We start from the raw sequence: 26,199 nt of genomic DNA, 5'->3' as shown, positions 1-26,199 counted from the left end.
TTCCCCCCTTTCTTTCTATGCTGCATTAAGAAACGTCGCAAAAACAGCATAAAAACTATTTAAATACCTTTTTAATAGTAAATTCAAATGAACCATTGATGCTTAAACATTTAGCACATTTTTTTAACTAAAATTTTATTATCTTGATATTTTTAAACAGATCAGCACCATGTGGATGAAATAAGGTTTTTAAGCATAAAAAAAGCTCGTTCCCATATGAGCCGGTTCTTCTCACAACATTTTCCACCAATGATGGCTTTTTTTTGTTATGCTCGTGATCCTTTCTAATTGCCGACTGTCCTCATCCATTAATTCGATAGCTCTTTCTTTAGGCTATCGATCTCAAACTTTAAACTTTGTATTTGTTCCTCTAGCTGCTGAATAAAGGAAATACTTGAAGATAGCTTTCCGGTATATTCTTTGACAAAATAAGTTAATTCCTCCATTTGATTAGGCCAAATCTGCTCTTTTTGTCTATCCTCCAAATCCACGTTCTTTGTTGCAGAAATGGTATTATTTTCGCTTGTTAATTTATCCACGTTCTTTTCCATCGTTTCAGTTAATTTTGTCAGCGACTTTATTTTTTGCACATATTGATCATTCATTTCTTGCAAATGCTTGTTTTCATTTTCCAATTTGGATACTGTTTCTAAAGCTTGCTTGATCTCCGCTTTTAAATGATAATGTTGAGCTTTAAATACGGAAGCTTCTTCAACTAGTTTCATATTTGCATTATAATCATCTTGAAGCTGTTCAAATTTTGTTATCGTCATTTCATAAAGCTTTTCATAATGATCTCGATCTTTTATTAACTGTCCTATTTTTTGTGATTGATCCGATATTTTCTTTTGATATTCATGAATATCGTTCATCCATTGCTCTTTTTCTAAGGTCCATTGCTTTCTTTCAGCTTGAAGCTCCTCCAATTGCTTTTCAATTGTTTTTTGCTCATCCAAGGCAATTTTTAGCTGCTTTTTCTCCTCTATTAGCTTCCGATTTTCAATTTTTAAGGATTCTAGCTGACTATAATGATAATCCTCTTGATATTCCCTTACCTTTTCCTTACATTTTGATAATTCGGAGTTAAGATGGATAATTAATTGCTGAAGCTGCATTTTGCTTAGCTTCTGAATCTTTTTGGATACAGTTGAAATGTTTATTTCCATCAACAATCCCTTCTTCCGAATTAAGTTTCTCATTTATTTATATGATCACGAAAACAAGTTTTTTCCTACATAAAGAAAACTAGGGGCGTTTTTTCCATTAAATCTTCGTGCTATTTCGTTTTAAATGTAAATGTCATTCGATTATTAGAGCGAATTTTCAATTGTTCATTCTTAAAGTAGACAAATCCATCGATCACTGCTTGTTTCTTGTTTTCAGGTTGTTTAATAGTGAATTGAAAATTGTTTAGTGATTGTATATGATTAGGTGGAATCATCATTCGGTTGATGGGCGCAATCCAAATTTCCCCCTGTTCTTGTGCCTTTTCAAACCAATCCTCATCTAAATACTTCCAGCCTTTTACTTCCCGATCACCTTGAACTCCTAATCCTTCAACCATATCTGGTGGAATAATTTGTCCGCGAAATTTTATACAGTCGATCGGATCAACTTTTAAACAGATGACCGGATTAAATAAGGGAGCATCTCCCGTATTTTTAATATGTAGATCTCCTAAAACTAATAAACGCTCTTCTTTGTCAAAAGGATAGACGGTATAATCAAAAAACAATTCAGCTGATTTTTTCCTTGGTACAGTTCGATGATTGCTTACAGGTTTTCTAATTTCATCATCTTCAGTAGTCTTAATCAAGTTGGCACGTTCTGTTGTTTGTTTTTCTTTTGTCGAGGAATTGGATAAAAAAGATTGAAGATTGAACCATTCAACTGGCAAATATAACAACGAGGAAAGAGGATGGCGCTTCAAGTAAAAATGTAAAATGGTAGAAGTAAGACTTAACGCCAATTTTTCGCTAAACTCATTGATCCGCTGCTCTGATTGGTCAGGAATTCTGCCTAATACTTTTAAGTTCGGAAAGAGATGGGAATTTAATTGTTTTTTAAAGACATGCTCGATTTGAAATTGCTGCAATTCTCGATCCAGCTTATACATTACATCTTGATTCATCCCTTGAAGATTATGAATAATCATCAATCGATCCGTTTCATTCAACATGTTGTTTTTTCCAATTGCGAGCTGGATGGAAAAATCTTTATTTTCAATAAAAGTAAATTGATCATGTATTTTAATGTTTGCGCCACAATCTGATAAAAAATGTTGAATGTTGGATACTATTTGCCGATTAATCCCTTCATCATATTTTTTTTCATATTCTAAATAAATGATTTTATCATGTAAGGAAGAATACAAACTCATTTCCCGCTTTGCTAAATCAAACTCTGCTTTTATACCAATTTGATTACAAATGAAATGAAAGATGGCAAGAGAATGATACGGGATTTTCCCAATTGTTTTATCTCCATATTTGATTGTCAAATCCATGTGACCCCTCCTTCCAAAGCCTCTCTTTTGTTCATTTTATGTTCTATAAAAAAAATCATGAACGAATCGCTCATTGTTCGTCCCTATTTATAGTTAAATGCCAATTTCCAGGGGTGTTGATTAACCAATAATAACCAGTTGAGATGGCTCTATCTCTAGCTTTTCTGCCATACGATTCTGCATGTTTAAGTAAAATAATGGATAATCAACACTTGTGGCCAATTTCCAAAAAATAATTATTTGGGCCCATACACACGTGACCATTCTGTAAACAAATCAATATGATATATGGAAAATAAATCTAGACGAATGAAAGGAATGATTTTGAGTGAAAGGCTTTAAACCGATTAAAGGTTCACAAGTTCTTCCACCATTAAACCCAAACAATTTAATGGAAGAGTGTATTCGCGTTCAAAAAGTCTATGACTGGGTTGTCGATACGAACCGCGATACAAACAAAGTCCCACTGCCAGGTGATCCAAATGATCCAGATAGCTGCGCAGGAAGAGTTCTAGCAGCATTAAATGCAGGTGATGATATTCGAATTGAATGTATTGCTCCTGATGTTCCAGGTCCTTTCCCAATCATCCCAAAACCACAGCCAAATCAAGTCCCATCTGCTAGCTGTGAGGTCGTTGAAGTGGAAAACGGGGAACCAGGCGAAGCTGGAAGAGTGCGAATTATCTGGACTGTCATTTTAGTTGTTCAAGTATTTAATGATACTACTAGTGATCTTCTTTGTGAATTTGAAGTTCCTGTTCAGTTCGACGATGACTATGCCGTTTGTATTCCAGCACCTTTAGATGAAAGCAATGTTCTATGCCGCATTACACGAGTCATTTGCAAACCGACAAACAGAGTTTTACTAGGTAATATGATTGAATTAAGTGTTACAGTATGTAAAGAAATTCAAGTCGAAGCAGAAGTGAAATTAGAAGTGCTAGCGAAATTCTGCCAGCCGCGTCCAAACGATATTCCGATCCCTACACCTCCTGAGGAAGAATGTCCAACATTTGAATTCCCGCCGCAATGTCCGGATATCTTCCCTCGTCAAAATTGCGACTGTCAAGCAGCTGCGGAATCGTTAGTCCAAAACCAAACAATCAACTTCAATGGCGAAACTGAAGTTGGAGATGTCAGCTTAATCGCACAAATTTGCAACAATTGTACACTTGCGCAAAGCTCATGGCTCTTTACTTTCACAGATACAAATGGATATCTCTACAACGACCAAAGCTTTACAGCAACTCCATTAACCTTTAATGTAGCATGTGACGATAGCGGGGCACCTGATTCGTTAACCATGACGGTAACGGGTATTGCTACGATGACATTCACATCAACAGGCCAAACACAAAATGTTAATTATACGCTAACGTTAAATGAAATGCCTGGTTTAAATGATCAATATCAGTTAATCTTATCTGATTCACTTGGCAATACAATCTTTAACAGCAATACGGTTGTTGTTCCAGATGGAGACCTTCTCGTTCGTGACTGCGAAACATTTAACGAACTTTAATCTTTATATTCCATTGTAGCTAAGGGAGAAGAGAAATCTTCTCCCTTCAGACTGCCCACAAACGCTTGCATTCTTTGTTATTTCGACCGCATCGCATTTCATTACCTTAATTGGCAACTCTGCTTTTCAACGGGATCGTGCCTTGTGACATGAGTTTTCATTCAGTTTAAAACATTCCTTTTATATTGACTTTGTCTAAAACTGTTCTTTATTTTGCCACGATGCACAAATGGGGCACCTTTCACATATAAGTATTAAAGGGATTTGTGTAAAAGGGGATGGTTATCCATGGTGATACAAAAGATCCCTCAAGAGAAAAGAAAATTGATTTTGTTAAACCTTGAACAGTATGAACATCAATTAAATGGATTCCAAGACTCGTTAAAACAAGTAATGATCCATTTGAAGGATTATGAGGCATTTGAGCATTCACTCAAACAATCCTTACAGAAGCAAGTTATTATAATGGATCATAAACAAAATCAAAAGCCGATTCCGGACATTGACAAAAATCAGTCACTAAAAAAACAATTAAAGCAAAAAGCGGACCGTATTAAAGCTTTTGAAAAAAATGAACAGCAATTAAAGAAACAAATTAAACAATTGAAACATACGATCGCTTCTTTGCAAGCATCTTTAAATCAAAAAAAGTCAGAGCTTTTTCACCATCATTTTGAGGAAAAAAAGCAAACTCAAATCATTCAAGAACAAAAGAAAAAAATTCAAACGATACAACAGCAGGCTGATCAAATGCGAAAAGAGCTGGAATTAAAAAATCTCGTCATAAAAAGCCATTGCCATTTCATACAGTTTTGGATCGGCGATTTTATGAAAAATACACCATTCTTTGCAATGAACGAAAAATCTAAAAAATGGTTAGCCGCAATAGAGGAGATGATTCAAACACTCACTCAACATATAAACATGTTGGAGCTATCCTTAGCTGATTTACAAAAAGGGATCCAAGCACAAGAACATCAATTATACAAAAGGAAGTTGATAAACATGTTATGGCCTATTTGGAATCAAGATAAAGCAGATGAGCAAAATGAAAAATTACTGCAATTAAATAACACGGTCGAAAAAATACAAGCTGATTTACTAGAGTATAAAAATATGCTCTTCGAAATGGAAAACGCCTTTTCCAACTACCAAAAAAAAGAAGAAATACTGAGAGAAAAAATGGAGCAATTTGTTCAATATTTTCAGGACTTCGAAAATAATAAAGAGCACGAGTTTCAAGAAAAACTTGAAAAATTAAATACTTCTTTTAACGAAAAGGAACAAGAGTATCGGAAAAAAGAACTTGAATATCAAAATGAGATTGAACAAATCAATGATGAATTACAAGAGCTAAAAAAAAGGGAAGAACAATACAAAAAAATCATCCAACAGCTTAACAGCTCTTTAAGAGAGGCAACGCTAAAATTAAACCAATCATACCAAGAAGAAAACCAAATCAAAGCTCCATCACACGAAAGAAATCATACAACCGTTATCAATCCATTTAAATATAGTAGAAAGAAATGATCGTTGAAACACTTATTTTTAGTTCTGTTCATGAATCAATAATCTGAACAGGAGTTAAGTTGCAGCCATGCATGACAAATCCATACCGTATGAGCCTCGTTCTTTACGGACTCATCAAAAAGGTTTTGAATCTATAATATATTTTATTATGGGGAAAGGAGAACAACTTCATGACACCTGAGATGCTCCGCCAAATTTATTTACAGCTAAAAAATCAGCCAAAAAAGCAAATAACGAAACAAACGCTCTCTCTTCACCGCAAAAAAACACATTCACTACAACCTAAAAAAACGTGTCCATGCGGCAAACCGTTAAAAAGGGTAAATTGAAAATCTTTTTCTATAAAAGAATCCGTTTGGAAGGAAATGATCGCACATTGTAAAAAAGAATTGCCTTATGAAGCTTGCGGGTTATTATCCGGAAAAAACGGAGTAGCCGAAACGATATGGAAAATGAAAAATGTGGAGAGAAGCCCTGTTTCTTTTGCCATGGATACAACACAATTGCAACAGACGCTTAAGCAAATACAACAAAATAAAGAAGCTTTAACTGGCATCTATCACTCTCATCCAACTGGTATTGCGTATCCTTCTTCTAGAGATATTGAATATGCCCATTACCCTGAAGCTGCTTATATCATCATCTCCCTTGCTAACCAAAAGCCTGTCGTAAAGGGGTTTCGAATCATCAATCGGAAAGTAATTCCTCTTATGATCCAGCTTTTACATGATTGATATCATCTGAATGTTACCTTATGAAAATCATTTCTTTTTATTGAGTCTGTTGTATAAAAATGCCAACAGACTTTTATTTATGGGCCATACTCATCCTTTATTGGAAGGCTCTTTTCTAAAAGAGTGTTGCTTTACTATAACTGTCAGGAAAGCGATACGCTTGCTATGTCACGCTTTAGCGTACAAATGTAATTTCCCTGACCACGTGCTTGTTCGGTTCATGGACAGTAGAAAGGCAGAAAAGTTTACGAAAACAGCCTATTGAAAAAAGCTTTCAACATACTTTCGATCATCCATCACCATATTTTCATGTAAATTTAATTTTCATTTAAATGGAGGTGGCAACATGAATGTCTTATTCACGTTTACCGTTCCAAGCGGCGGAGTTGAAACGTTAAATAGACAGCGAAATGAGGCATTAAGCAGAAAAGGGATTAACTGCCATTTTTTGTATCGACAAAAAGGATCTGGTCTCCAAAACAACATCAATGCCCCTATCTTTATTTCAAATGACGATTCCGAAATCAAATCAATTATTATGAATGGAAATTATATAGCAATCATCGTCGGCTATGATTTGTTATTAATGAAAAAAATTCGTGAATTCGGGTATAAAGGAATTGTTATATATGATAATCAAGGAATTGGAAAAAGAAAGGAATATATAGATATTTATATAAAAAAACATGCTCGTTCCTTCATCAACAATTATTGTGATGCCATATTATGTCCGAACACGCCTCATCTCGTTCAAGCATTTAAAAAATATTTTCCACATAAAAAGCTTTTTTATTTTCATAACTGTATCAATTCGGAAACATTTAAATATCAAAAACATCCAAAAAAAGAATCACCGATTATTGGCTGGGTAGGAAGACTTGAAGAAAATAAAAATTGGAGAGATTTTCTCGAAATTGGAAGTCTTTTAATTCAAGAAAATCCTTCCATCCAGCTTTGGATGTTTGAAGATGATTCCTTATCCTATCCCTCACAAAGAAATGCGTTTGAACAAAAGGTTCACGAGCTGAAAATCATAGAACACTTGACGGTATATCAGAACGAGCCGCATCACAAAATGGCTGATTACTATTCGATCATTGGGGATTCAGGGGGATTTTTATGCTCCACTTCAAAAGTAGAAGGATTCGGTTATGCTGTGCTTGAAGCGATGCTTTGCCGATGCCCTGTCCTTGCTACCGATTCTGATGGAGTTAAAAGCTTTATAACACATAATGAGACAGGTAAATTTTTTGAATTTGGAAATATAGAACAAGCTGTACAAGAAGCCAAACAATTAATGAAGGATCGATCTTTACGGGAAAAGATCATTGAGGCTGGGGTTCAGCATATTCAAGAAAATTTTTCTCTTGAACAATACGCTATTCATTTTACGAACATGATCGAAAACCTGCAATAAACTTAATGGCAGGGGGATGAGCGTATATTCCCCTGCCACTGTATTTACAAAGAACACTTTATACTAACAATGATCATAACATTAAATCGTTTGAAAAAACTCTTTTATCGCCTTTATTACTTTATCCTGTTCCATTTGATCCATCAATGGGTATATGGGAAGTGCTAAAATCTTGTTTGAAATTTTCTCAGCTATTGGAAAATCCCCTTTTTTATAGTTTAAATTTAAAAAAGCTTGTTGAAGGTGGAGAGGAATCGGGTAATAAATTGCTGTTGCAATGTTTTGACGGATTAAATAAGAGGCTAATTCATCGCGATTGTCTAATTCTATGCAATATTGATGAAAGGTATGTGTTCGATTTAAATATATAGATGGCGTCTTAACGAATTGGTTTAATTCTTCCGTATACCTTCTCGCAATTTCTCTCCTTTTGATTAAGAAATCATCTAAATACTTTAATTTTTCGAGTAAAATGGCTGCTTGCAATTCATCTAGCCGGCTATTGTACCCAATTGTCGAGTGCTTATATTTATTGTTTTTTTCACTTCCATGATTTCGTAATTCACAAATTTTTTCATAAACATCTTGTGAATTGGTTACGACCATTCCCCCATCTCCGACCCCCCCTAAATTTTTCGAAGGATAAAAAGAAAAACAACCTACATCTCCTATTGCCCCTACTCTTTTCCCTTTATATTCTGTTCCGATTGCTTGACAGGCATCTTCAATGACTCGTAATCCATATTCTTTCGCAATTTGCATGATCTCATCCATATTTGCAGCATGACCAAATAAATGAACGACGATGATTGCTTTTGTTTTTGCGTTTAAAGCATTGTAAATGTTCGATGGCTGAATATGATACGTGTTTGGGTTAATATCGACAAAAACAGGTTTGGCTCCGACCCGAACAATGGCCTCCGCTGTCGCAAAAAACGTAAATGGAGTTGTAATGACTTCATCCCCTTCTCCTATTCCTAGTGCTTCAAGTGATAAAACAAGAGCATCCGTTCCGCTCGCAACTCCTGCACCATAAGCAGCCTCTACATAGCGTGATACCTTTGATTCAAGCTCTTTCCCTTTATTTCCTAAAATATATGAACCGCTTTCTAATACTTCTTGAACTGCTTTATAAATAGGATCTCTTAAAAGATCCATTTCTTTTTTCAAATGAACCATTGGGATCTTTTGTTTTCGTCTTCTCTCGTTCACTTACAGTCCAACTCCTTTATAACGAATCCCTAAACTTTCGATCTGTTCTCTAGGAAGTACATTCCGTCCGTCGAATACAAGTTTACAGTTAGTAAATGGATCAAACGTTAAATGTTTATAACGATCATGGTAGGCTTGCAACACTACAACATCGATTGTTTTGACGATTTGGTGATCGACTGATATTGGGATGACTCCAAACGAAGCGATTTCTTTATCCGTAAATAAAGGATCGTGGACGAAAACGTTGGCTTTTTTTTGCTTAAAGTTTTCAATTAAAAGCAATGTAGAAGATTTTGTCGTTTCCTTCACGTTTTCACGAAAGGCTAATCCTAAGATTAGAATATTTTGATTTTCTAAGCTTCCTACTTCTTCTTCAATGACGTCAACGGCATATTTTGCCATCTGATCATTGATTTCTCTAGCTTTCGTAATTAAACCTTCCTTTAGGCCACGATTTATGAAGAAGTAAGGGTATACTGGAATGCAATGTCCACCTACTCCGACTCCTGGATGATGTAAATGGCAAAAAGGCTGACTGTTTCCTGCTTGTATGACATCTAAAATATTGACGTTATGTTGATCAGCAAACATTGCCAGTTCATTTGCTAAAGCAATATTTACATCGCGGTAAACAGATTCAGCTACCTTCGCAAATTCTGCCGTTTCTAGGTTCTTCACATTAATGACAGAACCATTTAGTGCTTTTTTATAAAAGGTCGCGGCTAATTCAAGGCTTTCCTTGTTTATTCCGCCAACTATTTTTGGATAGTTTTTTAAATCTTGTAAAATCCGATTCGAATAAACCCTTTCAGGACTATAAGCTAAATAAAAGTCTACTCCCATTTTTAACCCAGATATTTCTTCGATTTTTTTTCCAAAGCGGTTTCTAGTATCTCCAGTTGGAACCGTTGTTTCAAATATCACTAATGTTCCCTTTTGAATCCCTCTCGCAATCTCTAAAACCGCTCTGTCAATGTATTGGTAATCTACTTGATCATTTTCATCAATTAACACAGGAACAATTACGACAACGACATCAGACTTCCTAACAGCTTGAGCAGTATTTGTGGTCGCTTTTAATGAATTCTTTTTATATGCGTCTTTCACTAATTGATCGATTCCGGGCTCATTCAATAAATGAGATTTTCCTTGATTGACGTGTCGCACAACCTCCTCATTAATATCTACTCCGATCACTTCAAAGCCATTGTTTGCAAAAACGGCTGCCAATGGTAAGCCAATTTTCCCCAAGCCGACAACAGTAACTGTTTTCAAGTTGTTCATTGGTTTCTCCTCCGTTAATAACAGAATGATATTTTTTTCATAAAAATATTGTATGTGATGTAATGATAAAGTGTTTCAAGAAAACTGTTTATTGTAAGGGGAGATGGCCATGTCTAATAAGCTGAAAATCTTAATATTTATTAAGCAGTTTTGGAAGGAATTAGCCAAGCATAGAGGGAAATATGACTTTGTAAAATCCATTGAAGAGTTTGCGGATGTGATCTATTGGACGAAAGATGGAGATGCCGTGCAAATCTTAAAATATTTAGAAACGAGACATCATTTTAAACCTGATTTTTTGTTCATGTACGATCATGTTTATCAAGCTTTTGCTCCAAATATATATGGACTGGATCAACTCAAAATTCCAAAAGGATATTATGTGATGGATGTTTACTTTCCGGCAAGTAAGAAGCTTCGTGAAGATTTTATGAAACAAAATCATATAGATTTAGTATTTTCCGTTACGAAACAAGCCTTTCTTAAACAATTTCCACAATATAAAGAAAAATTTAGATGGCTGCCGTTTTCAATTAACGTAGATATTTATAAAGATTATCAGCAGCCAAAAACAATGAACTATTTATTAATGGGATTAGTCCATTATCCGAAAGCAGGAACTTATCCATTTCGTGAAGCTGTTTTAAAACAAATGAAAAACGAAAAAGGTTTTGTCTATTATCAACATCCTGGCCATTTAGTGAAATATGAAGATGATGCTTATGTGAATGAGAAATATGCAAAGGAAATAAATCGAGCGAAAATATTTTTTACTTGCGGCAGTATATATCAATATCCTGTGTTAAAGTTTTTTGAGGCTCCAGCCTGTCATACACTGCTTTTGGCAGAAGCAAACGACGATATATACGAACTCGGCTTTAAGGATCGCGTCCATTTTGTTGCATGCGATGAAAAAAATGTTTATGAAAAAGCAAAATATTATTTACAACATAATTTAGAAAGAGAACGAATAACAAAGAGCGGATATGAGTTTATCCATGCTCATCATACAAATAGAAAAAGAGCGATGCAGTTCATTGATTATATCAATCGCTTTTTAGATATGAGAAGTGAGAGGTGAGACTTGAATTAAACGGCAAGCCCACTGATTGTCTTATCACAATCATGACGAAAAGTGCCATTTTCGTCCAAGTGATCAAAAGAGCAAAGTTTGCAAAAACAGCCTTTTATCATTTCCTTAAGAACAAAAGCGCAGGGCGTTCGCTAAAGCGGCGCACAAACTAAGACCTTTCAGTAGGAGATAAAGGAAACTCAGGCGATCGTTGAGTCGATGTTGACTTATCGTACAGATGAAATGGGAAGTTTGCTAGCCGCTAACGCCCGGAGCTAGACAAAAAACCAACGATGAACAATGTTGTCCACAAGTTGTACCTAAACAACAAAAAAAGATCCTCCTCTTAGATGATAAAAGAAGGAGCTCCTTCGTTTATATTATTCCTTTAAAGAATTAGTAAAATATGAAGTCCATAATGCTTCAACATCCTTCAATACTTTCTCGCCTGTAATCGAATGAAGGGCATGTAATAAATAAATATGAATGGCATGATAATAGCCTGCAATTTTAGGTTCTCTATTATAGATGATGTGTGATAAATCATAGGTTGAATAACCGCCGATATCATAATACTTTAAAATATTTTTTAACGTTTGGATTCCTTGCTTAAAGTTATTTTCCGCTAACAATGAATAGTCAGCATTGTTTTTGTTTGCTACCTTCCACCAATCATATAGCCCTAACAACGTAAATTGAAATCCATTTAACGTATAAGCAGGAGGGGTAATCGGGTACTCTTCAAAGAAAATATAATTTGTGAGTGAGGGATGTAAATGAGCTAACGAATCCATTACCCCTCCTTTAGAAATAGGCGTTAATAAAAATTTTAAACATCGATTGCCCGCCTCTAAATATTTCGTTTGCCGAGAAAGATGGTATGCCCGCGCAAAAACACTTAACGCTTGACCTTGAGCCATTCCGGAAACCCAACCTGACTTTAGTTTTTGTAAATAGTATGAAAATGTAAAGGAATATGGAAGGGAACCATTAGCAGATTGCATGGAAAGCAGTAAATCTGCACAATGAAAGAAGGTTTGCAGCGTAGATTCTCCGTGCAAATATTTCCCATACATCGTAAGGGCATATTGTGATGTCGTGACTGGATTATAATAAAACCGATTACCGTGTTTAACGATTGGAATTCCTTTCTGATTATATTTCAACGTTCTCGATTGTCTAAATTTCTTATGACTCCCCCAATTTAAATAATCTCCTATCGGATCATATTCTTGTAGATATACACGGTAATTTAACCTTTCTTTATTTGTATATTTATCAAAAGCTTCTAATATCATCTTCTTATAATCTGGCTTTAATTTCACCTTTGGCCAATTTTCCATGATCATTCCCCTTCACAGCAAATTTATTCGATTCATCATTCGTTTTTTGAATCATTCAATAAAATCGTATCCATGATGCTAGCTAACATCTTCGTTTGCTCTTTCCGGTTATATTTTTCAATTTCATATTGATTAGGGGAAATGTTGAGATTCCCCAATTTCCATTGTTTTAAAAAATATTGAATGTAAGGGATCGCTGTTTTTGGATATTGTGAATCAATGACAATGCCTGTTTGCGTATTTCGAATAATATTTGCAGCAACGCCATTTGGGGGAACGATTGCAAGAATTGGCTTATTTAAGTTAATTAATTCAAAAATTTTGCTCGTTACCGTTTGTTCCCCTTCCTTTGGACTAATGAAAAGCAAGAATAAATCGGCTGCAGCCGCCTCGTTTAAAGCTGATAAATGGTTTACATACCCAGTATTCCTAGTGATTTCTTTTACGTGTAAGCCGATTTGACAAAGCGGATCTCCAACCATTAATAGTTCTATTTCATCTTGTTTTAAAATTTTTTTCGCAAGCGACTGATCTAAAATTTGAAAAAATTGCTGAGCTAAAGCTCTCCGCATTCCATATAAAGAACCCATATAACAAATCGTAAGCTTCTTATTTCTTTTTCTTTTATTGAAATTTAAGTGTCGAAAGTCCATAGGATCGTAACCATTCATGATTGTAAAAAATTTTTCTTTAGACTCTAATCCTGACAATTCATAAAGAATATTCGTAATTTGTTCGCTAACAGATATTACTCCATCGGCATTTGTTAAAACTTGTTTTTCGAATTTTTGATTTATACGAATCACTTCATGTGAATATTTATTGACAATATAAGGATTGGTTGTCCATTCATCTCGAAAATCTGCCACCCATGGTGTCCCCGTCATTTCCTTTATTTTCATGGCAACAAGATGGGAGAGATAAGGGGAAGCTGTTGAATAAATCATATTTATTTTTTCTTTTTCCATTGTTTCAAGACCTAGCTTTAAAGCTTCAGGATACCAGCCTGTTTGAAAATCTTCATTTCTGACAAGAGGAATTTTCGGCAAATCTTCACTTGAAGGAACTCGAATGATTTGGCAGTTTTTAGGAATTTCATTTAGCATCGCAGGATCTTTGCGGTGATAATTTGAGGATTGTGGAGCTAATACAATTGGCTGCCACCCATAAAGTGAAAGATATTTGACAAATTTCACAGACCTCTGACTCATTCCAAGTGGAGGAAAGAAATAACAAATACATAATACTTTTTTCATTTCATAACCTCTTTCAATTATATATTTACAGGTTTTCTCTACTAACATTAGTGGGAAATGAAAAAGCTTTACGAATGTATTTTATGTTTATATACTGTCACCAATTGACGGGCAATCCTTTGAGCTGTATGGTGTTTCAAGGCATACTGACGGCTTTTTACACCTAGCTCATAACGGAGCTTAGGATTGATTAACAGATGATAAAGTGTTTGCTCAATCGTATGAGGAGAAGCTGACAGAATAGGTAAATCCGGTGGATATTTCTGTTTTAAATCATCGCGAATATAGGCGATGACAGGCTTGCCTAATAACATGCTTTCAATTGCAAATGTAGCATATATGCCAAGTTGAAGCTGATCAATGACAATGTCGGCTTTTTTATAATATTCTAATGCCTGTGCGTTCGACATATTTTCAATGAGAACATATTCAAAATCTATGGAATTTTTCAATTGTTGAACAGCTTTATGAATATGCTCTGTACCTTTCAAGCGACGGTCGCTTGGCGCGTGAATCACAACTGGTTTTCCCTTTTGTACTGATGGGTAAAATGGAGTAAACTTGCTATGATCAACCGATATTCGTATAATATATATTTTTTTGAAATATCCATATACATACTCTAATAGTTCATGGTCTGGAACAATGGCTGTATCAAAATAATTGGAAAGCAGTTCTAATCTTGAAATGATTAAATTTTCATCCGTCATTTTGGCAACAGCAAATGGATTGTTTCTCTTTGCAATGGAAAGTCTTCGTACTTCTGACCCCCAAAAATTCATGACCATCTTTTTTTGATGATATTTTAAGAAAGGAAGGTCTTTATAAGCATATTCCGTGAAGGTTTGGCCCCCATGAAAATGAAAAAGGTCATAATGATTTATATTTTTTTTACAAAATTGAAGCATAGCTCCTTCCTTTTTAAATAATGGATATTGTATTAAGGGGGAAGGAATGTCGGTGGGATATTTATATTTCGAAGAGGAAGGATAACTGCAAAAGGATGTATTTACACCTAATTTTTTTAAAGCAAGAGCTTGTGTGCTCATTTGGCCGCCAGGATTATACGGTAAATGAAGAATACGTCCTAATTCATCGGGGTTGACATGCTGCGCTTCTTCTGGCTCTATAACGATACTTTTTACTTTGGACATACATTTCATCCTTTCGAGAGGTAAGTATGAATTAAAATTTAGACAATGCCTGTTGAACCTTCAAAATGTTTTTTTGGTCCTCTTTTGTATAATCAGAAGCGTGTTTTAAGCCACCAAGACCATTGGCAACACCAACAATTTGCGTCGGATTCACCACTTTATCAACAACTATATCGCCATCTTCACCGATTACACCGCCTGACACAATCACAACACCGTCAATCACTTCTCTCCCCTGAATTTCTTTTAAAAAAACATTGACGTTATCAAATAATGGCAATAACGTGTAGGCAAAGCCTAAACGTACATCTAATCGATAGCAATTTAAACATTTTTCCGTTCTCTTTTTGTAAAAATCTTTGCTAAAATTGTTGATCCCCCCATCTAAAACAAAAGCTTTATTTTTTAAAGATGGGATCATTTTCTCATCTATTATTTCTTCAGCCGATATAAAAGAAATGATGCCATCAAAATAATTTGAAAAGCTTATTTTTTGTAAAGGAGTAATTTTGGAACCCGTATATTTCGGAAGGATGGAGTTTAACGCTGCACTAATCGATTCCACCTTTTGAACATTTCTTGAATATAAATATACTTTCGCCCCCCTCTCTGCTAAACGCAAGGCTAATTTTGTACCGATATTTCCAACTCCATAAATTAATAAATGCCGATCATGAAGAAAGTGATGAAAATAATTTAAGATGAATAAATCGCAAGCTTCTAGTGTAGCATCATTTGGTTTATAAGGCACAAGCTTGCTCGTTTTGATCATTTGTTGCGCTATTTTCATTAAATCAACGTTTTTTTTCGCCTCCACATCGATAAATATATACTTTACTTTATTATCTAACAGTTTTAAGCATTCTTTGGCTGCATGTTCATTCGAAACAAGGAAATTAATAGCCTCAAACCCGAAAGCACTTCTGCGGGGCAAAATAGCAAAATCGTTTGAACGTCGTGATGTCATGCCGATTGTGGCGATCGTTTTTTCCCCTTTGTTGATCACATGCTGTACTTCTTGAAGAATTTGGGATTGATTCATTTACTCCCCCCTAACAAGCACTAGTAACTTGAAGGATTGTTTTCTTGTATGTGTAAAATGGGAATTATTTTTTTTACATCCATATGTGTAAGATTCAAATAGAATACCGATCTTTTATTTTTTGTCATCATCTTTCTTTTCACTAGAAATATTTTTTTGGAGCATTTCAGATAGGAAGGAGCGAATTTGATCTTGGCTCGCAAAAAGCAATTGTTCAAGCTCAGTTAAATACGCTTCCATATCAAAATTAGGCTTCTTTTTCGGAATAGCAATGACGATTTTAGGGTGAACGGTCGGCATGATTTCTTCATGCTCATAAAATAAGTCTTCTTTTAGTTTTTCCCCCGGACGAATTCCAGTAAATTGGATTGGTATATCTATGTGCGGTTCAAAACCTGATAATCGAATTAAATTTTTTGCGATATCTACAATTTTTACTGGTTCTCCCATATCCAGTACAAATACTTCCCCCCCATTCGATAAACTGCCAGCTTCTAATACTAGCTGTACAGCTTCTGGAATCGTCATAAAGTACCGCACCATATCGGGATGTGTGACCGTTACAGGACCACCAGCTTCAATTTGCTTCTTAAAAATTGGAATGACGCTCCCGCGGCTTTCTAAAACATTCCCGAACCTAACAATCGAAAATTTCGTTGAACTTTTTTCTGAAAATTGCTGGATAATCAATTCTCCGATACGTTTTGTCATCCCCATTACATTAATGGGATAAACGGCTTTATCGGTTGAGATATATACAAATCGTTCGACTCCGATATGACTTGCCGCTTGTGCAACATGCAAAGTGCCAAAAACATTATTTCGCACCGCTATTTCTATATTGGCTTCCATTAAAGGAACATGTTTATGCGCTGCTGCATGAAAGACGATATCCGGTTGAAAATGATTGAATACTTTTTCGATCCCTGACTTATTTTGTATATCTTCAATCACTAAAAATGACTCAATTTGAGGAAATTTCTCTTTTAGCGGCATTCCTATTTGAAAGATGCTATTTTCTCCATGGCCTACTAGTATTATATTTTTTGGATCATATTGGGCAACTTGCAAAACAAGCTCGCTGCCGATCGATCCGCCCGCTCCCGTAATGAGAACGGATTTATTTCGAATATAGTTATTTATTCGAGAGGTAGGCTTCATGATTTCTCTGCCAATCAAGTCTTTTACATTAACCTCTCTAATTTCATTGACTGAAAGTTGTCCGTGAATGACATCCCTGACACGAGGCAAAATTTTCACATGAACAGAAGTTTGTTTGCATATTTTAACAATGTCTAATATATAAGATTTCTCTACAGAAGGCATGGCAATAATAACATCTGATATACGATAAGTTTTAATTAAATAACGAATATCATTTTTTGTTCCTAAAACAGGGATGCCAAAAATCTCCATATTTTGTTTCATTGGGTTATCATCTACAAAGCCAATTAGTGTATAATCAAGCTCTTTTGACAAAAGAATCTGTCTTGCTACCATCGTCCCGGCATCTCCTGCCCCAACAATTAATGTTCTTTTATGTGGTGACACATGGGAATAAACCGATTCTTTACGAAGAATCCAAATCAATCGAAAAGCAGCGACAAGACTTAATGAAATCATCCATAATAAGATTAAAAATATAATTAAAAATTGTTCTTTTAATATAATAGAGAAATAAATTGTAAATAAACAAATGGATAACGTTAACGCTTTTGCAACATTTTGAATTTCGCGAAGACCGCTGTAATACCATAATGTTTTATACGATTTCATACTTAATAAGCAAATATAGGAAAATAATACATAAACAATTAAAGAGATTGTATCTACCTTATTTAAAAATATTGCCTCTATATTTCTGTCCATAACTAAGTATGAACTGAAAGAAAAGCTAATCAATAGCAAAACCATATCTATGAATGAAACGAGCATCATCCTGATCTTATAGGTCATTCTTTCTCTCCCCCCAGAAGACTAATCATTTCTATACTATTCACGGGTATGTCTGTTGGTTTAGGACAAATAACCTTTTGTCTTTCAAAAAAATTTTTTCATAATGTTTGATTTTTCATATTTGTGGCATGAATATTTGTCATTGCTCCTTTTAATTTTTCATATGATGAACTATCCAATCAAAAAATAAATTTTCGATTTTTGAGGGGGAACAACCTTGAAAATTTTAACTGTCGTAGGAGCAAGGCCTCAATTTATTAAGGCTAGTATGATCTCTTTACAAATAAAAAAAAATTCAAATATGAAAGAAATCATGGTACATACAGGCCAGCATTATGATGACAATATGTCCAATATTTTTTTTCATCAGCTTAAGCTCCCAAAACCTGATTATAACTTAGCTGTCGGTTCAGATACTCACAGCAAACAAACCGCCAAAATGCTGTCAAAACTTGAAGACATTCTTCTGTTGGAAAAACCTGACATTGTCTTCGTTTATGGTGATACAAATTCCACTTTGGCAGGAAGCTTAGCTGCAGCGAAACTTCATTATCCGATTGCACATGTAGAATCTGGTTTGCGAAGCTATAATAAAAAAATGCCTGAAGAAATTAATCGAGTCATAACAGATCACCTTTCCACTTGGCTTTTTTGTCCTTCCCAGACAGCCGTTGAAAATTTGCGGCTAGAAGGGATTACAAAGGGAGTTTACCTTACAGGGGACATTATGGTGGATGCGATCATACACTTTCGTTCGTTTGCTAAAAAATATTCCAATATCTTAACAAAACTTAATCTTTCTCCAAAAGAATATTATCTTGTCACCATTCATCGTGCAGAAAATACAGATGACCCAAAACGGTTAGCAGCTATCATTGAGGCATTACGACAGCTGGATCGAAAAGTAGTATTCCCTTTACACCCAAGAACGAAAAACCGGATAAAACAATGGGATTTAACTGATCTCCTTTCACATCCGAATATTTTAACAACTGAGCCAATAAATTATTTTGATATGTTGATAATCGAAAATGAGGCAAAAGTTATTTTGACTGATTCAGGGGGAATTCAAAAAGAGGCCTATCTGCTACAAGTTCCATGTATCACGATCAGAGATGAAACAGAATGGGTTGAAACAGTCCAATCAGGATGGAATCAACTAACTTCAGCTAATACGCAAAATATTTTAAATACATTATTCAATATGAAAATACCGAAAGAATATCCTCATTTGTTCGGGGATGGTCATACAAAAGAAAAAATCATCGACATATTAACAAATCGTAAAAGATAAGATTTTCTCCATCTATATAAGTTGTAGCAAAGAATTTCCATGCTATTGGTTTCGTACAGGTGTGTTAATGATCCAGTGAACAGCGCTCGATCCCTCGCTTTTCTGCCTCAGTCGGCAAGCTATTTGCTTGCCGACGGGCATGCTTTAGCATGCCCTCCTCGAACAATGAACGCTTTGCGGGTAAATACATTTACTCGCCGGCGTTCTTGTTCGAGGGGAGAGGCAGAAAAGCTTGTGTTGAGTCCATATCATCCCGTATTTGGTATATTTACGACAAATTTGATGTAAAACAAAATTTCAATTTATATAAACTTTACTAGTAAGATAAGCTTCTTGTTTATTGATATGTTCAACTATAGATCTTTCCTTTTAAATGACGAAAACCCACCTAATGTGGGTTTTGACGATTTTGTAAAAAGAAATAGTGTAATAGAATGCTGATAAATTGAATTCCATCAAATGCGAGCAAAACAAAATTCTCCATGGTGATATCCATGTTCATTCCATCAATAGCCTCTATTTATATAAAATGATGTAGATGAGCAAATTCCCTAACATATATTTACATCCAAACAAAAAAGGAGACAGGAATCCAACTCCTTGGTTAGATTAGATGCGCTACCAACTACCTACAAGGAGTTTCATGTCTCATGAGTAGATTAGCACATCATCAAGGAATCCACAAATTTTCACAACGTTTGGTCATTTCTCTTGTTTCCTATCTAATTTATGTCCTTTATTAGTCCTATGAAGGACCTTTCTTATGTTTTCTATCTTCATTATGTCCTTCATTAATCGAATGAAGGACACTTCTTATGCTTTCTATCTTATTTATGTCCTTCAAAAGCCTCATGACGGACATTCATCATCTACATTTGCTTCTTTTTGGACTTCATCTCCCCCTGAAGCTATGGATACCGTGTTCGCGAATGTCAAGTAATGAAACGGTATTGGATTTTTGTACAACTTGCTTATGTGTATAGTATGTTCGAATCCAAAAGCAATTTTTCGGATGTGCTCGATCTCCAGCGTAAGAGAAAAGGACATAGTCTCATGGAGTTCATTTACCATGCGGCGAAACAAAATATTCCCATTGATGCCGTGAAAAAACAGCTCCACGTGATATAAGGGGTAACCTGTTTGTTTTTTTATTTGTAATTATTGTAATCAGAATTGCTCAACTACAGTAAAATGATTCATTTTTGTAATTTCTTAGCCGATACACCGACAACGACCTCATTATTTCGAACATCTTTCGTCACGACAGATCCAGCCCCGACAATCCCTTTTTCTCCAATCATAACTCCTGGCAAAAGGGTTGCATTATTTCCGATTTTCGCTCCTTCTTTAATAATAGGGCCTTTTAATTCATATTCTTTAGCCCCCATATATTTATCATTAGACATGGACACACATGGTCCAATAAAGACATCATCCTCTATGACGGTATCTCCAGTTATATAGGCCAATGTTTGAATGGTACACCTTTTTCCGATTTTCGTATTGAGCTCGATGATTGAGCCTCTACCAACAACTGTTCCCTCTTCGATTTGTACATTTTCTCGAATGCTAGCATGATCAGCGATAAAAACATGCTTCCCAATTTCTGTGCTTGAATATATGGTCACAAGATTGCCGATCGTTGCATAATCTTGAATGATTAATGATTCGTTTTTTTCCTGTATGTTTCTCATTCTTTTATTTCCACCTGGTTTAATGCCTAAAACACAATTACAGCCGATCGTGACATGATCACCAACATGTGTATGCTTTAAAACGACCGTATTATCGCCAATTTTTACATTTTCCCCAATACGGACCCCTTCTTCGATAATGACATTTTTCCCGATGCTTGAGCTTTTAGGAATTTGATTTTTCAAAATAAACTCCTCCGTTTTCAAAGCCTTAATCAAATGTTTTCTTTTCTATTTTATGCATAGCAAGAGATATTGTTTACCAGGCGTGTTGATTAACCAATAATAACTAGTTGAGATGGCTCTTTTCTAGCTTTTCTGCCGGAGTCGGCAAGCGAATCGCTTGTCGACTGGCATGCTATACGCATGCCCTTCTCGAACAAGAACGCCAGCGGCCAAATGAATTTGCCCGCTGGCGTTCTTGTTCGGGGGATGTGGAAGAAAAGCTTGTGTTCAGCCATACGATTCTGTATGTTTAAGTAAAATAATGGATAATCAACACTTGTAATTGTTTACTTCACTAAAATAGATGAATTGATGAAATCCCTGCATCCATGACATTTACCAGTGTTCATTTTTTTTGTGATGAATAAGATAACTTAAAAAACATAACATTATAGGTGATCTAACATGAGAGTCGGCGTGATCGGCACAGGAGTGATGGGGGAAAACCATGTGCGTGTTTACTCATCCTTAGCCCATGATTGTGAATTAATTGGAGTTTATGATATAGATAAAAATAGAGCCAATCAAGTTGCCAATCAATACAAAATCAATAGCTTTGCAAATCTTGATGATCTACTTCAGCAAGTTGACGCTGTCAGCATTGCTGTTCCTACTATCTATCATTATGAAATCGGATTACGGTGCATTCAAAATAAAGTCCACATTTTAATGGAAAAACCGATTACAAGCACCGTATATCAAGCAAAAGATTTAATAAAAAAAGCAAACGAAGCTGGAGTTATTTTACAAGTTGGGCATATAGAGTTATATAATCCCACCATCGAAGTTTTAAAAAAAATTGTTGAAAATGAAGAAGTGATCTCTATAGATATACACAGAATGAGTCCTTCTCTTCCACGAAACAAAAAGATCGATGTTGTTCAAGATTTAATGATTCATGATATTTATATTTTATACGAATTGTTAAATGATCAGATTGAACATTTTTATGCATTAGGAAAAATATTCGAAAATACGACAAAGCATGCAATGGTTATTTCTAAATTTAAAAGTGGAGTGATTGCTCAATTAACATCAAGCTTTCAAACAGAAGAGAAAATCCGAACAATTCGAATTAACACGAAAAAAGCGTTTATTCAAGCAGATTTATTAGATAAAAAAATTTTGATAACACGGTCCACTAACTTTTATTTCGACCATTTAAAGGCAAAATACAGTCAACAAAATATTATCGAAAAAATTGTGATTCCTGAAAAAGAGCCATTAAAATTACAACTTTTGGATTTTATAACATGCACCAAAAACAAAACAACTCCAACAGTTACCGGCGAAGATGGATTAACAGCCCTCTGTATGACAAATCAAATTATTCAGTTTATTAAGGATCATCATAAAACATAATTTGCGGTTAGAAATTCAATAACCCTTCATAGGATCCCCTTTAAGGTAGACTGAAAAATGAGGTTATTAATATTGATGTTTTTCGTCTACTTAGGAGGGGATTTTTATCGTGTAGGAATGTGAGTTTTTTTGTGAAAAGATTTCATTTTGTATCTCTGTTAACAGCAATTTATAAGAATTCATGTTAAAATAAATGGAAACGCTTAAAATATACAAACAACTTCATGGGGGAATCAAAGTGGTCCAAAAAATAGCTCCAATTCAAGAAGAAACAATTTTTAGCCAACAATTAGAAGGGGAAGTCCAACTTTTGATTTATTTGCCGACGACTTTTTCGCCGCTATATAAGTATCATTTGCTTATTGTCCAAGATGGAGCAGATTATTTTAAATTTGGCAGGATTGCGCGGTTTACTGAAGAATTATTAAATAATAAAGAAATAGAAAACGTTATCATTATTGGAATTCCTTATAAAAATGTTCAAGATCGCCGCCGCAAATATCATCCAGAAGGAGAGCAATTCGATGCTTACATCCGTTTTTTAGCGCATGAGCTTGCCCCTTATTTAGATGAGAAGTTTCCAACCCTTCATATGGGACATGGGCGTGCTTTAATTGGAGATTCACTGGCAGCTACTGTGTCTTTAATGGCTGCGCTCAGTTATCCAAATACATTTGGAAAAGTGATCATGCAATCGCCATTCGTCAATGAAAAAGTGATTCATGCGGTAAAAGAGTTTCAAACTCCATCTTTATTATCTATCTATCATCAAATTGGGAAAAAAGAAACAGAAGTTGAGACAACAAATGGGGAAGTGAGAGACTTTATTACACCGAACCGCAAGCTCCACGAATTAATGGAGGAAAAAGGGTTTCCTGTTATATATGAAGAATTTGATGGTGATCATCGTTGGACGTATTGGCAGCCTTTACTTAAAGAGGCATTAAAGAAAATGTTTTAAAAATGTAAAAGGTTAGAAATTTTAATCCATTCAAAAATCATAAAATACTTCTTCCTTTTCATCTGCTATAATGATTTTACAATCATCTATCGAGGAGGTCTCACCATGAAATATGGAATAGTCATTTTCCCATCCAAAAAACTGCAGGATATTGCAAACTCTTATCGGAAACGTTATGATCCACATTATGCACTCGTTCCACCGCATTTAACCTTAAAAGCAGCATTCGAAGCAAATGAGGATCAAATAAATGACATCATCCATGAATTACGAAAAATTGCTAAGCGAGTGAAACCATTTACATTATCTGTTTACAAATTTAGCTCCTTTGCACCTGTTAATAATGTCATTTACTTAAAAGTCGATCCCGTTCCTGAATTAATTCAGTTGCACGAACTGATGCATAATGGGGTTTTAGAAGGACAGCCTGAATATGCCTTTGTTCCACACATCACCATCGGGCAGCAAATGTCTAACGATGAGCATTCAGATGTATTAGGACGTTTAAAAATGCTTGATATTAAACATGAAGAGCAAGTGGATCGCTTCCATATCTTATATCAATTAGAAAATGGTTCATGGACCGTTTATGAAACTTTCCTCTTAGGAGAGGATGAAGATTGATAAAAGCTGTTATTGCAAAAAACAAACCACAATTAGATGATGCCTTAACTGTAAGGCATCAAGTATTTGTGGAGGAACAAAAGGTGCCAATCGAACTAGAAATTGACGAATATGAGGACAAGTCAACACATGTTGTTTTATACGATGATGAAAAGCCAATCGGTGCGGGACGATTTAGAGTCATCGATGATGTTGGAAAGCTTGAAAGAATTTGTGTTTTACCTGAGTACCGTGGAAAAGGTGCGGGTACGATGATCATGGAAAAGCTAGAATCGATTGCAAAAGAAAAAGGATTAAAAACCGTTAAATTAAATGCGCAAACCCACGCAGAAGCTTTTTACCAACGCTTAGGCTACGAAACGGTTTCCGATGTTTTTCCCGATGCTGGTATTCCCCATGTTACGATGGTGAAAACTCTTTAAACCATACATATTTTTATGCCTGCTTTACCGCAGGCTTTTTTTATTTTCAACTGAAAAATAAAGACAATTTAGGCGAATTTATTCTTTCTTCATGAAAACTTTTTTAACATAATTTCGTTCTTTTCTGTAAACGCTATGATTAGCAACCAAAAAAGGTGATGATCATGGAATTTTTACATATTGGCATTGATTTATTTTTTGGCTTTATCTCCCTGTTTTTTGTGACAAAAATATTAGGAAAAACACAATTAAATCAAATTACAACATTTGATTTTATCTCTGCTTTAGTTCTCGGAGAATTAGTAGGAAATGCCGTTTTTGACGAAAAAGATGGTTTTGGAAAAATTATTTTTGCCGTTTTTTTATGGGGGCTGCTCATTTTTATTTTAGAACGGATTACCCAAAAATGGAAAGGTTCAAGAGCATTTCTTGAAGGACAGCCTACGATTGTCATTAATAGAGGAAAAATCTTAAAAAAGCAAATGAAGGAAAATAAATTAGACATTAATCAATTACAACATTTATTACGGTCAAAAGGAGCTTTTTCTATTAAAGAGGTCGAATATGCCATATTGGAAACCGATGGAACGATCAGTGTATTAAAGAAACCACCGTACGATTATCCCCTTCGCCAAGATTTTCAAATTCATGGAACAAATGTCTACTTAACGAGAACGTTTATTATTGATGGCGAAGTTGTCTGGGACAATGTAAAAGAAGCTGGTTTCAATGAAAATTGGCTAGTAAAGGAGTTGCAAAAGCACAATATTCATCGCTATGAAGATGTTTTTTATGCAGAATGGAATGAAAAGGAAGGCTTACACGTACAAACGTACGAGTAAGCCTCAGACTGCCCGCAAACGCTTGTATTCTTTGTTACTTCGCCCGCATCGTGCTTCATTACCGTACTTGGTAACTCCGCTCCTCATCGGGATTGTGCCTCGAGACATGAGTTTTCATTCAGCCTGAAAATTCGTTACACGTACAAACGTTGAGTAAGCTTTTTTAGACATATACGTCAATATGAAGCCCTTTACCGATCATCGTTTTGACTTTCTTTGGCATTTTTCTCTCCGCTGGAATATAATCGTATTTTTCTTGATAAGGCTTGTTTTCATTGTATAGTTTATGCGCTGGAAAGTATTTTGCATAATCAAATTTATCTTTCAATATTCTTAGGTGGTAGTCCGTATACGTATAAAAGTGGAAAGGTAAAATATAGCCCACTTCCTCCACCCCCTCTTATATAATGTTCGCCAAAAGTATTGAAAATCCTTGTAAACACTTTAAACGTTCACAACATTTTGCTATGATTAAATTTGTCTTTTCATAAGGCTGTTTTCGTAAACTTTGTTGCTTTTCGACTGTCTATGAACCGAACATAGTACGTGATCGGACAAACCTCATTTGTCCAACCATCGACTTTTGTTCGGTTCACGTCACGCTACAACTGTGTCTCTTGCTTATGACAGCCGAAAAGCTATAGTTAAGCGACAATCTTTTTGAATAGAGCCTTTTATCAATATTCTTACCATATTTTATGTCGTATATTTCATACATATTGACAAATCTTTGATTGAAAGACA

General features: G+C 35.1%; 23 protein-coding genes and 1 pseudogene. 13 read left to right on the top strand and 11 right to left on the bottom strand.

Features of this window, described 5'->3' with window-relative positions; genetic code table 11:
• Positions 1-308: 308 nt before the first annotated feature.
• Together J2S06_RS07955 and J2S06_RS07950 are read right to left on the bottom strand one after the other, a co-directional pair.
• Positions 309-1,166: a hypothetical protein gene (locus J2S06_RS07955; protein WP_419151924.1), complete on the bottom strand. Its 858-nt coding sequence runs from the start codon at positions 1,164-1,166 to the stop codon at positions 309-311.
• A gap of 110 nt (positions 1,167-1,276) precedes the next feature.
• Positions 1,277-2,506 (bottom strand): hypothetical protein, encoded by a 1,230-nt coding sequence (locus tag J2S06_RS07950; protein ID WP_419151923.1) that lies wholly within the window; start codon positions 2,504-2,506, stop codon positions 1,277-1,279.
• A gap of 328 nt (positions 2,507-2,834) precedes the next feature.
• Here J2S06_RS07950 and J2S06_RS07945 point away from each other — a divergent pair, with 328 nt between their 5' ends.
• The 5 genes from J2S06_RS07945 (at position 2,835) to J2S06_RS07925 (ending at position 7,709) form a co-directional block, all read left to right on the top strand.
• Positions 2,835-4,028: a BMQ_0737 family morphogenetic spore coat protein gene (locus tag J2S06_RS07945; RefSeq protein ID WP_419151922.1), complete on the top strand. Its 1,194-nt coding sequence runs from the start codon at positions 2,835-2,837 to the stop codon at positions 4,026-4,028.
• Between the two features lie 288 nt (positions 4,029-4,316).
• Complete coding sequence (locus J2S06_RS07940) at positions 4,317-5,558, top strand: hypothetical protein (RefSeq protein ID WP_419151921.1); 1,242 nt, start codon at positions 4,317-4,319, stop codon at positions 5,556-5,558.
• A gap of 170 nt (positions 5,559-5,728) precedes the next feature.
• Complete coding sequence (locus J2S06_RS07935) at positions 5,729-5,887, top strand: hypothetical protein (RefSeq protein WP_419151920.1); 159 nt, start codon at positions 5,729-5,731, stop codon at positions 5,885-5,887.
• A 12-nt stretch (positions 5,888-5,899) separates the two neighbouring features.
• Complete coding sequence (locus J2S06_RS07930; protein WP_419151938.1) at positions 5,900-6,292, top strand: M67 family metallopeptidase; 393 nt, start codon at positions 5,900-5,902, stop codon at positions 6,290-6,292.
• Positions 6,293-6,638: 346 nt separating this feature from the next.
• Positions 6,639-7,709: a glycosyltransferase family 4 protein gene (locus J2S06_RS07925; RefSeq protein ID WP_419151919.1), complete on the top strand. Its 1,071-nt coding sequence runs from the start codon at positions 6,639-6,641 to the stop codon at positions 7,707-7,709.
• Positions 7,710-7,790: 81 nt separating this feature from the next.
• Here the strand turns inward: J2S06_RS07925 and J2S06_RS07920 are convergent, their stop codons facing one another.
• Together J2S06_RS07920 and J2S06_RS07915 are read right to left on the bottom strand one after the other, a co-directional pair.
• A complete protein-coding gene (locus tag J2S06_RS07920; RefSeq protein ID WP_419151937.1) occupies positions 7,791-8,888 on the bottom strand; it encodes a DegT/DnrJ/EryC1/StrS family aminotransferase in 1,098 nt (365 codons plus the stop codon).
• Between the two features lie 33 nt (positions 8,889-8,921).
• Positions 8,922-10,208, bottom strand: a complete 1,287-nt coding sequence (locus tag J2S06_RS07915) for a nucleotide sugar dehydrogenase (protein ID WP_419151918.1) — start codon at positions 10,206-10,208, stop codon at positions 8,922-8,924.
• 109 nt (positions 10,209-10,317) lie between these two features.
• Here J2S06_RS07915 and J2S06_RS07910 point away from each other — a divergent pair, with 109 nt between their 5' ends.
• The gene (locus tag J2S06_RS07910) at positions 10,318-11,289 is read left to right on the top strand and encodes a glycosyltransferase family protein (protein WP_419151917.1); all 972 of its coding nucleotides are present in this window, start codon (positions 10,318-10,320) and stop codon (positions 11,287-11,289) included.
• 371 nt (positions 11,290-11,660) lie between these two features.
• Here the strand turns inward: J2S06_RS07910 and J2S06_RS07905 are convergent, their stop codons facing one another.
• From J2S06_RS07905 to J2S06_RS07885, 5 genes are all read right to left on the bottom strand, one after another.
• Entirely contained in the window at positions 11,661-12,623 is a 963-nt protein-coding gene (locus J2S06_RS07905) for a D-glucuronyl C5-epimerase family protein (protein WP_419151916.1), read from the bottom strand.
• A gap of 35 nt (positions 12,624-12,658) precedes the next feature.
• On the bottom strand, positions 12,659-13,879 hold the full coding sequence (locus J2S06_RS07900; RefSeq protein WP_419151915.1) for a glycosyltransferase family protein: 1,221 nt from the start codon (positions 13,877-13,879) through the stop codon (positions 12,659-12,661).
• Positions 13,880-13,947: 68 nt separating this feature from the next.
• Positions 13,948-15,033: a glycosyltransferase family protein gene (locus J2S06_RS07895; RefSeq protein ID WP_419151914.1), complete on the bottom strand. Its 1,086-nt coding sequence runs from the start codon at positions 15,031-15,033 to the stop codon at positions 13,948-13,950.
• Between the two features lie 31 nt (positions 15,034-15,064).
• Positions 15,065-16,075, bottom strand: a complete 1,011-nt coding sequence (locus tag J2S06_RS07890; RefSeq protein WP_419151913.1) for a Rossmann-fold NAD(P)-binding domain-containing protein — start codon at positions 16,073-16,075, stop codon at positions 15,065-15,067.
• A gap of 114 nt (positions 16,076-16,189) precedes the next feature.
• Positions 16,190-18,031 (bottom strand): polysaccharide biosynthesis protein, encoded by a 1,842-nt coding sequence (locus J2S06_RS07885; protein WP_419151912.1) that lies wholly within the window; start codon positions 18,029-18,031, stop codon positions 16,190-16,192.
• Positions 18,032-18,248: 217 nt separating this feature from the next.
• Here J2S06_RS07885 and wecB point away from each other — a divergent pair, with 217 nt between their 5' ends.
• Together wecB and J2S06_RS07875 are read left to right on the top strand one after the other, a co-directional pair.
• The gene (gene wecB, locus J2S06_RS07880; RefSeq protein WP_419151911.1) at positions 18,249-19,325 is read left to right on the top strand and encodes a non-hydrolyzing UDP-N-acetylglucosamine 2-epimerase; all 1,077 of its coding nucleotides are present in this window, start codon (positions 18,249-18,251) and stop codon (positions 19,323-19,325) included.
• Positions 19,326-20,237: 912 nt separating this feature from the next.
• A pseudogene (locus tag J2S06_RS07875) lies at positions 20,238-20,453 on the top strand (IS701 family transposase); the annotation flags it as partial.
• Between the two features lie 68 nt (positions 20,454-20,521).
• Here J2S06_RS07875 and J2S06_RS07870 read toward each other — a convergent pair.
• Complete coding sequence (locus tag J2S06_RS07870) at positions 20,522-21,205, bottom strand: acyltransferase (protein ID WP_419151910.1); 684 nt, start codon at positions 21,203-21,205, stop codon at positions 20,522-20,524.
• A 444-nt stretch (positions 21,206-21,649) separates the two neighbouring features.
• Here J2S06_RS07870 and J2S06_RS07865 point away from each other — a divergent pair, with 444 nt between their 5' ends.
• The 5 genes from J2S06_RS07865 (at position 21,650) to J2S06_RS07845 (ending at position 25,455) form a co-directional block, all read left to right on the top strand.
• Positions 21,650-22,606 carry a Gfo/Idh/MocA family protein gene (locus J2S06_RS07865; RefSeq protein WP_419151909.1) on the top strand — a complete coding sequence of 319 codons (957 nt, stop codon included), beginning with the start codon at positions 21,650-21,652 and terminating at the stop codon, positions 22,604-22,606.
• Between the two features lie 238 nt (positions 22,607-22,844).
• Positions 22,845-23,567: an alpha/beta hydrolase gene (locus J2S06_RS07860; protein ID WP_044749011.1), complete on the top strand. Its 723-nt coding sequence runs from the start codon at positions 22,845-22,847 to the stop codon at positions 23,565-23,567.
• A gap of 105 nt (positions 23,568-23,672) precedes the next feature.
• A complete protein-coding gene (locus J2S06_RS07855) occupies positions 23,673-24,191 on the top strand; it encodes a YjcG family protein (protein ID WP_419151908.1) in 519 nt (172 codons plus the stop codon).
• Positions 24,191-24,613 carry a GNAT family N-acetyltransferase gene (locus J2S06_RS07850; RefSeq protein ID WP_044749032.1) on the top strand — a complete coding sequence of 141 codons (423 nt, stop codon included), beginning with the start codon at positions 24,191-24,193 and terminating at the stop codon, positions 24,611-24,613. Before J2S06_RS07855 ends, J2S06_RS07850 begins: the two co-directional genes overlap by 1 nt.
• A 161-nt stretch (positions 24,614-24,774) precedes the next feature.
• A complete protein-coding gene (locus J2S06_RS07845) occupies positions 24,775-25,455 on the top strand; it encodes a DUF421 domain-containing protein (protein WP_419151936.1) in 681 nt (226 codons plus the stop codon).
• A 163-nt stretch (positions 25,456-25,618) separates the two neighbouring features.
• Here J2S06_RS07845 and J2S06_RS07840 read toward each other — a convergent pair whose 3' ends face one another.
• On the bottom strand, positions 25,619-25,840 hold the full coding sequence (locus J2S06_RS07840) for a hypothetical protein (protein WP_419151907.1): 222 nt from the start codon (positions 25,838-25,840) through the stop codon (positions 25,619-25,621).
• Between the last annotated feature and the right edge of the window lie 359 nt (positions 25,841-26,199).

This window comes from Bacillus alveayuensis (assembly GCA_030812955.1).
Taxonomy (GTDB): Bacteria; Bacillota; Bacilli; order Bacillales; family Aeribacillaceae; genus Bacillus_CB; species Bacillus_CB alveayuensis.
Note: the sequence above shows the minus strand (reverse complement) of the source record. Positions and strands in the feature narration are given on the sequence as shown.

What these genes read in the sequence shown, in the direction of transcription:
- J2S06_RS07940 (WP_419151921.1), top strand. Translation starts at nt 4,317, where the DNA reads ATGGTGATACAAAAGATCCCTCAAGAGAAAAGAAAATTGATTTTGTTA.
- J2S06_RS07855 (WP_419151908.1), top strand. Translation starts at nt 23,673, where the DNA reads ATGAAATATGGAATAGTCATTTTCCCATCCAAAAAACTGCAGGATATT.
- J2S06_RS07925 (WP_419151919.1), top strand. Translation starts at nt 6,639, where the DNA reads ATGAATGTCTTATTCACGTTTACCGTTCCAAGCGGCGGAGTTGAAACG.
- J2S06_RS07890 (WP_419151913.1), bottom strand. Translation starts at nt 16,075, where the DNA reads ATGAATCAATCCCAAATTCTTCAAGAAGTACAGCATGTGATCAACAAA.
- J2S06_RS07895 (WP_419151914.1), bottom strand. Translation starts at nt 15,033, where the DNA reads ATGTCCAAAGTAAAAAGTATCGTTATAGAGCCAGAAGAAGCGCAGCAT.
- J2S06_RS07920 (WP_419151937.1), bottom strand. Translation starts at nt 8,888, where the DNA reads ATGGTTCATTTGAAAAAAGAAATGGATCTTTTAAGAGATCCTATTTAT.
- J2S06_RS07885 (WP_419151912.1), bottom strand. Translation starts at nt 18,031, where the DNA reads ATGACCTATAAGATCAGGATGATGCTCGTTTCATTCATAGATATGGTT.
- J2S06_RS07950 (WP_419151923.1), bottom strand. Translation starts at nt 2,506, where the DNA reads ATGGATTTGACAATCAAATATGGAGATAAAACAATTGGGAAAATCCCG.
- J2S06_RS07905 (WP_419151916.1), bottom strand. Translation starts at nt 12,623, where the DNA reads ATGGAAAATTGGCCAAAGGTGAAATTAAAGCCAGATTATAAGAAGATG.
- J2S06_RS07900 (WP_419151915.1), bottom strand. Translation starts at nt 13,879, where the DNA reads ATGAAAAAAGTATTATGTATTTGTTATTTCTTTCCTCCACTTGGAATG.
- J2S06_RS07955 (WP_419151924.1), bottom strand. Translation starts at nt 1,166, where the DNA reads ATGGAAATAAACATTTCAACTGTATCCAAAAAGATTCAGAAGCTAAGC.
- J2S06_RS07865 (WP_419151909.1), top strand. Translation starts at nt 21,650, where the DNA reads ATGAGAGTCGGCGTGATCGGCACAGGAGTGATGGGGGAAAACCATGTG.
- J2S06_RS07915 (WP_419151918.1), bottom strand. Translation starts at nt 10,208, where the DNA reads ATGAACAACTTGAAAACAGTTACTGTTGTCGGCTTGGGGAAAATTGGC.
- J2S06_RS07910 (WP_419151917.1), top strand. Translation starts at nt 10,318, where the DNA reads ATGTCTAATAAGCTGAAAATCTTAATATTTATTAAGCAGTTTTGGAAG.
- J2S06_RS07935 (WP_419151920.1), top strand. Translation starts at nt 5,729, where the DNA reads ATGACACCTGAGATGCTCCGCCAAATTTATTTACAGCTAAAAAATCAG.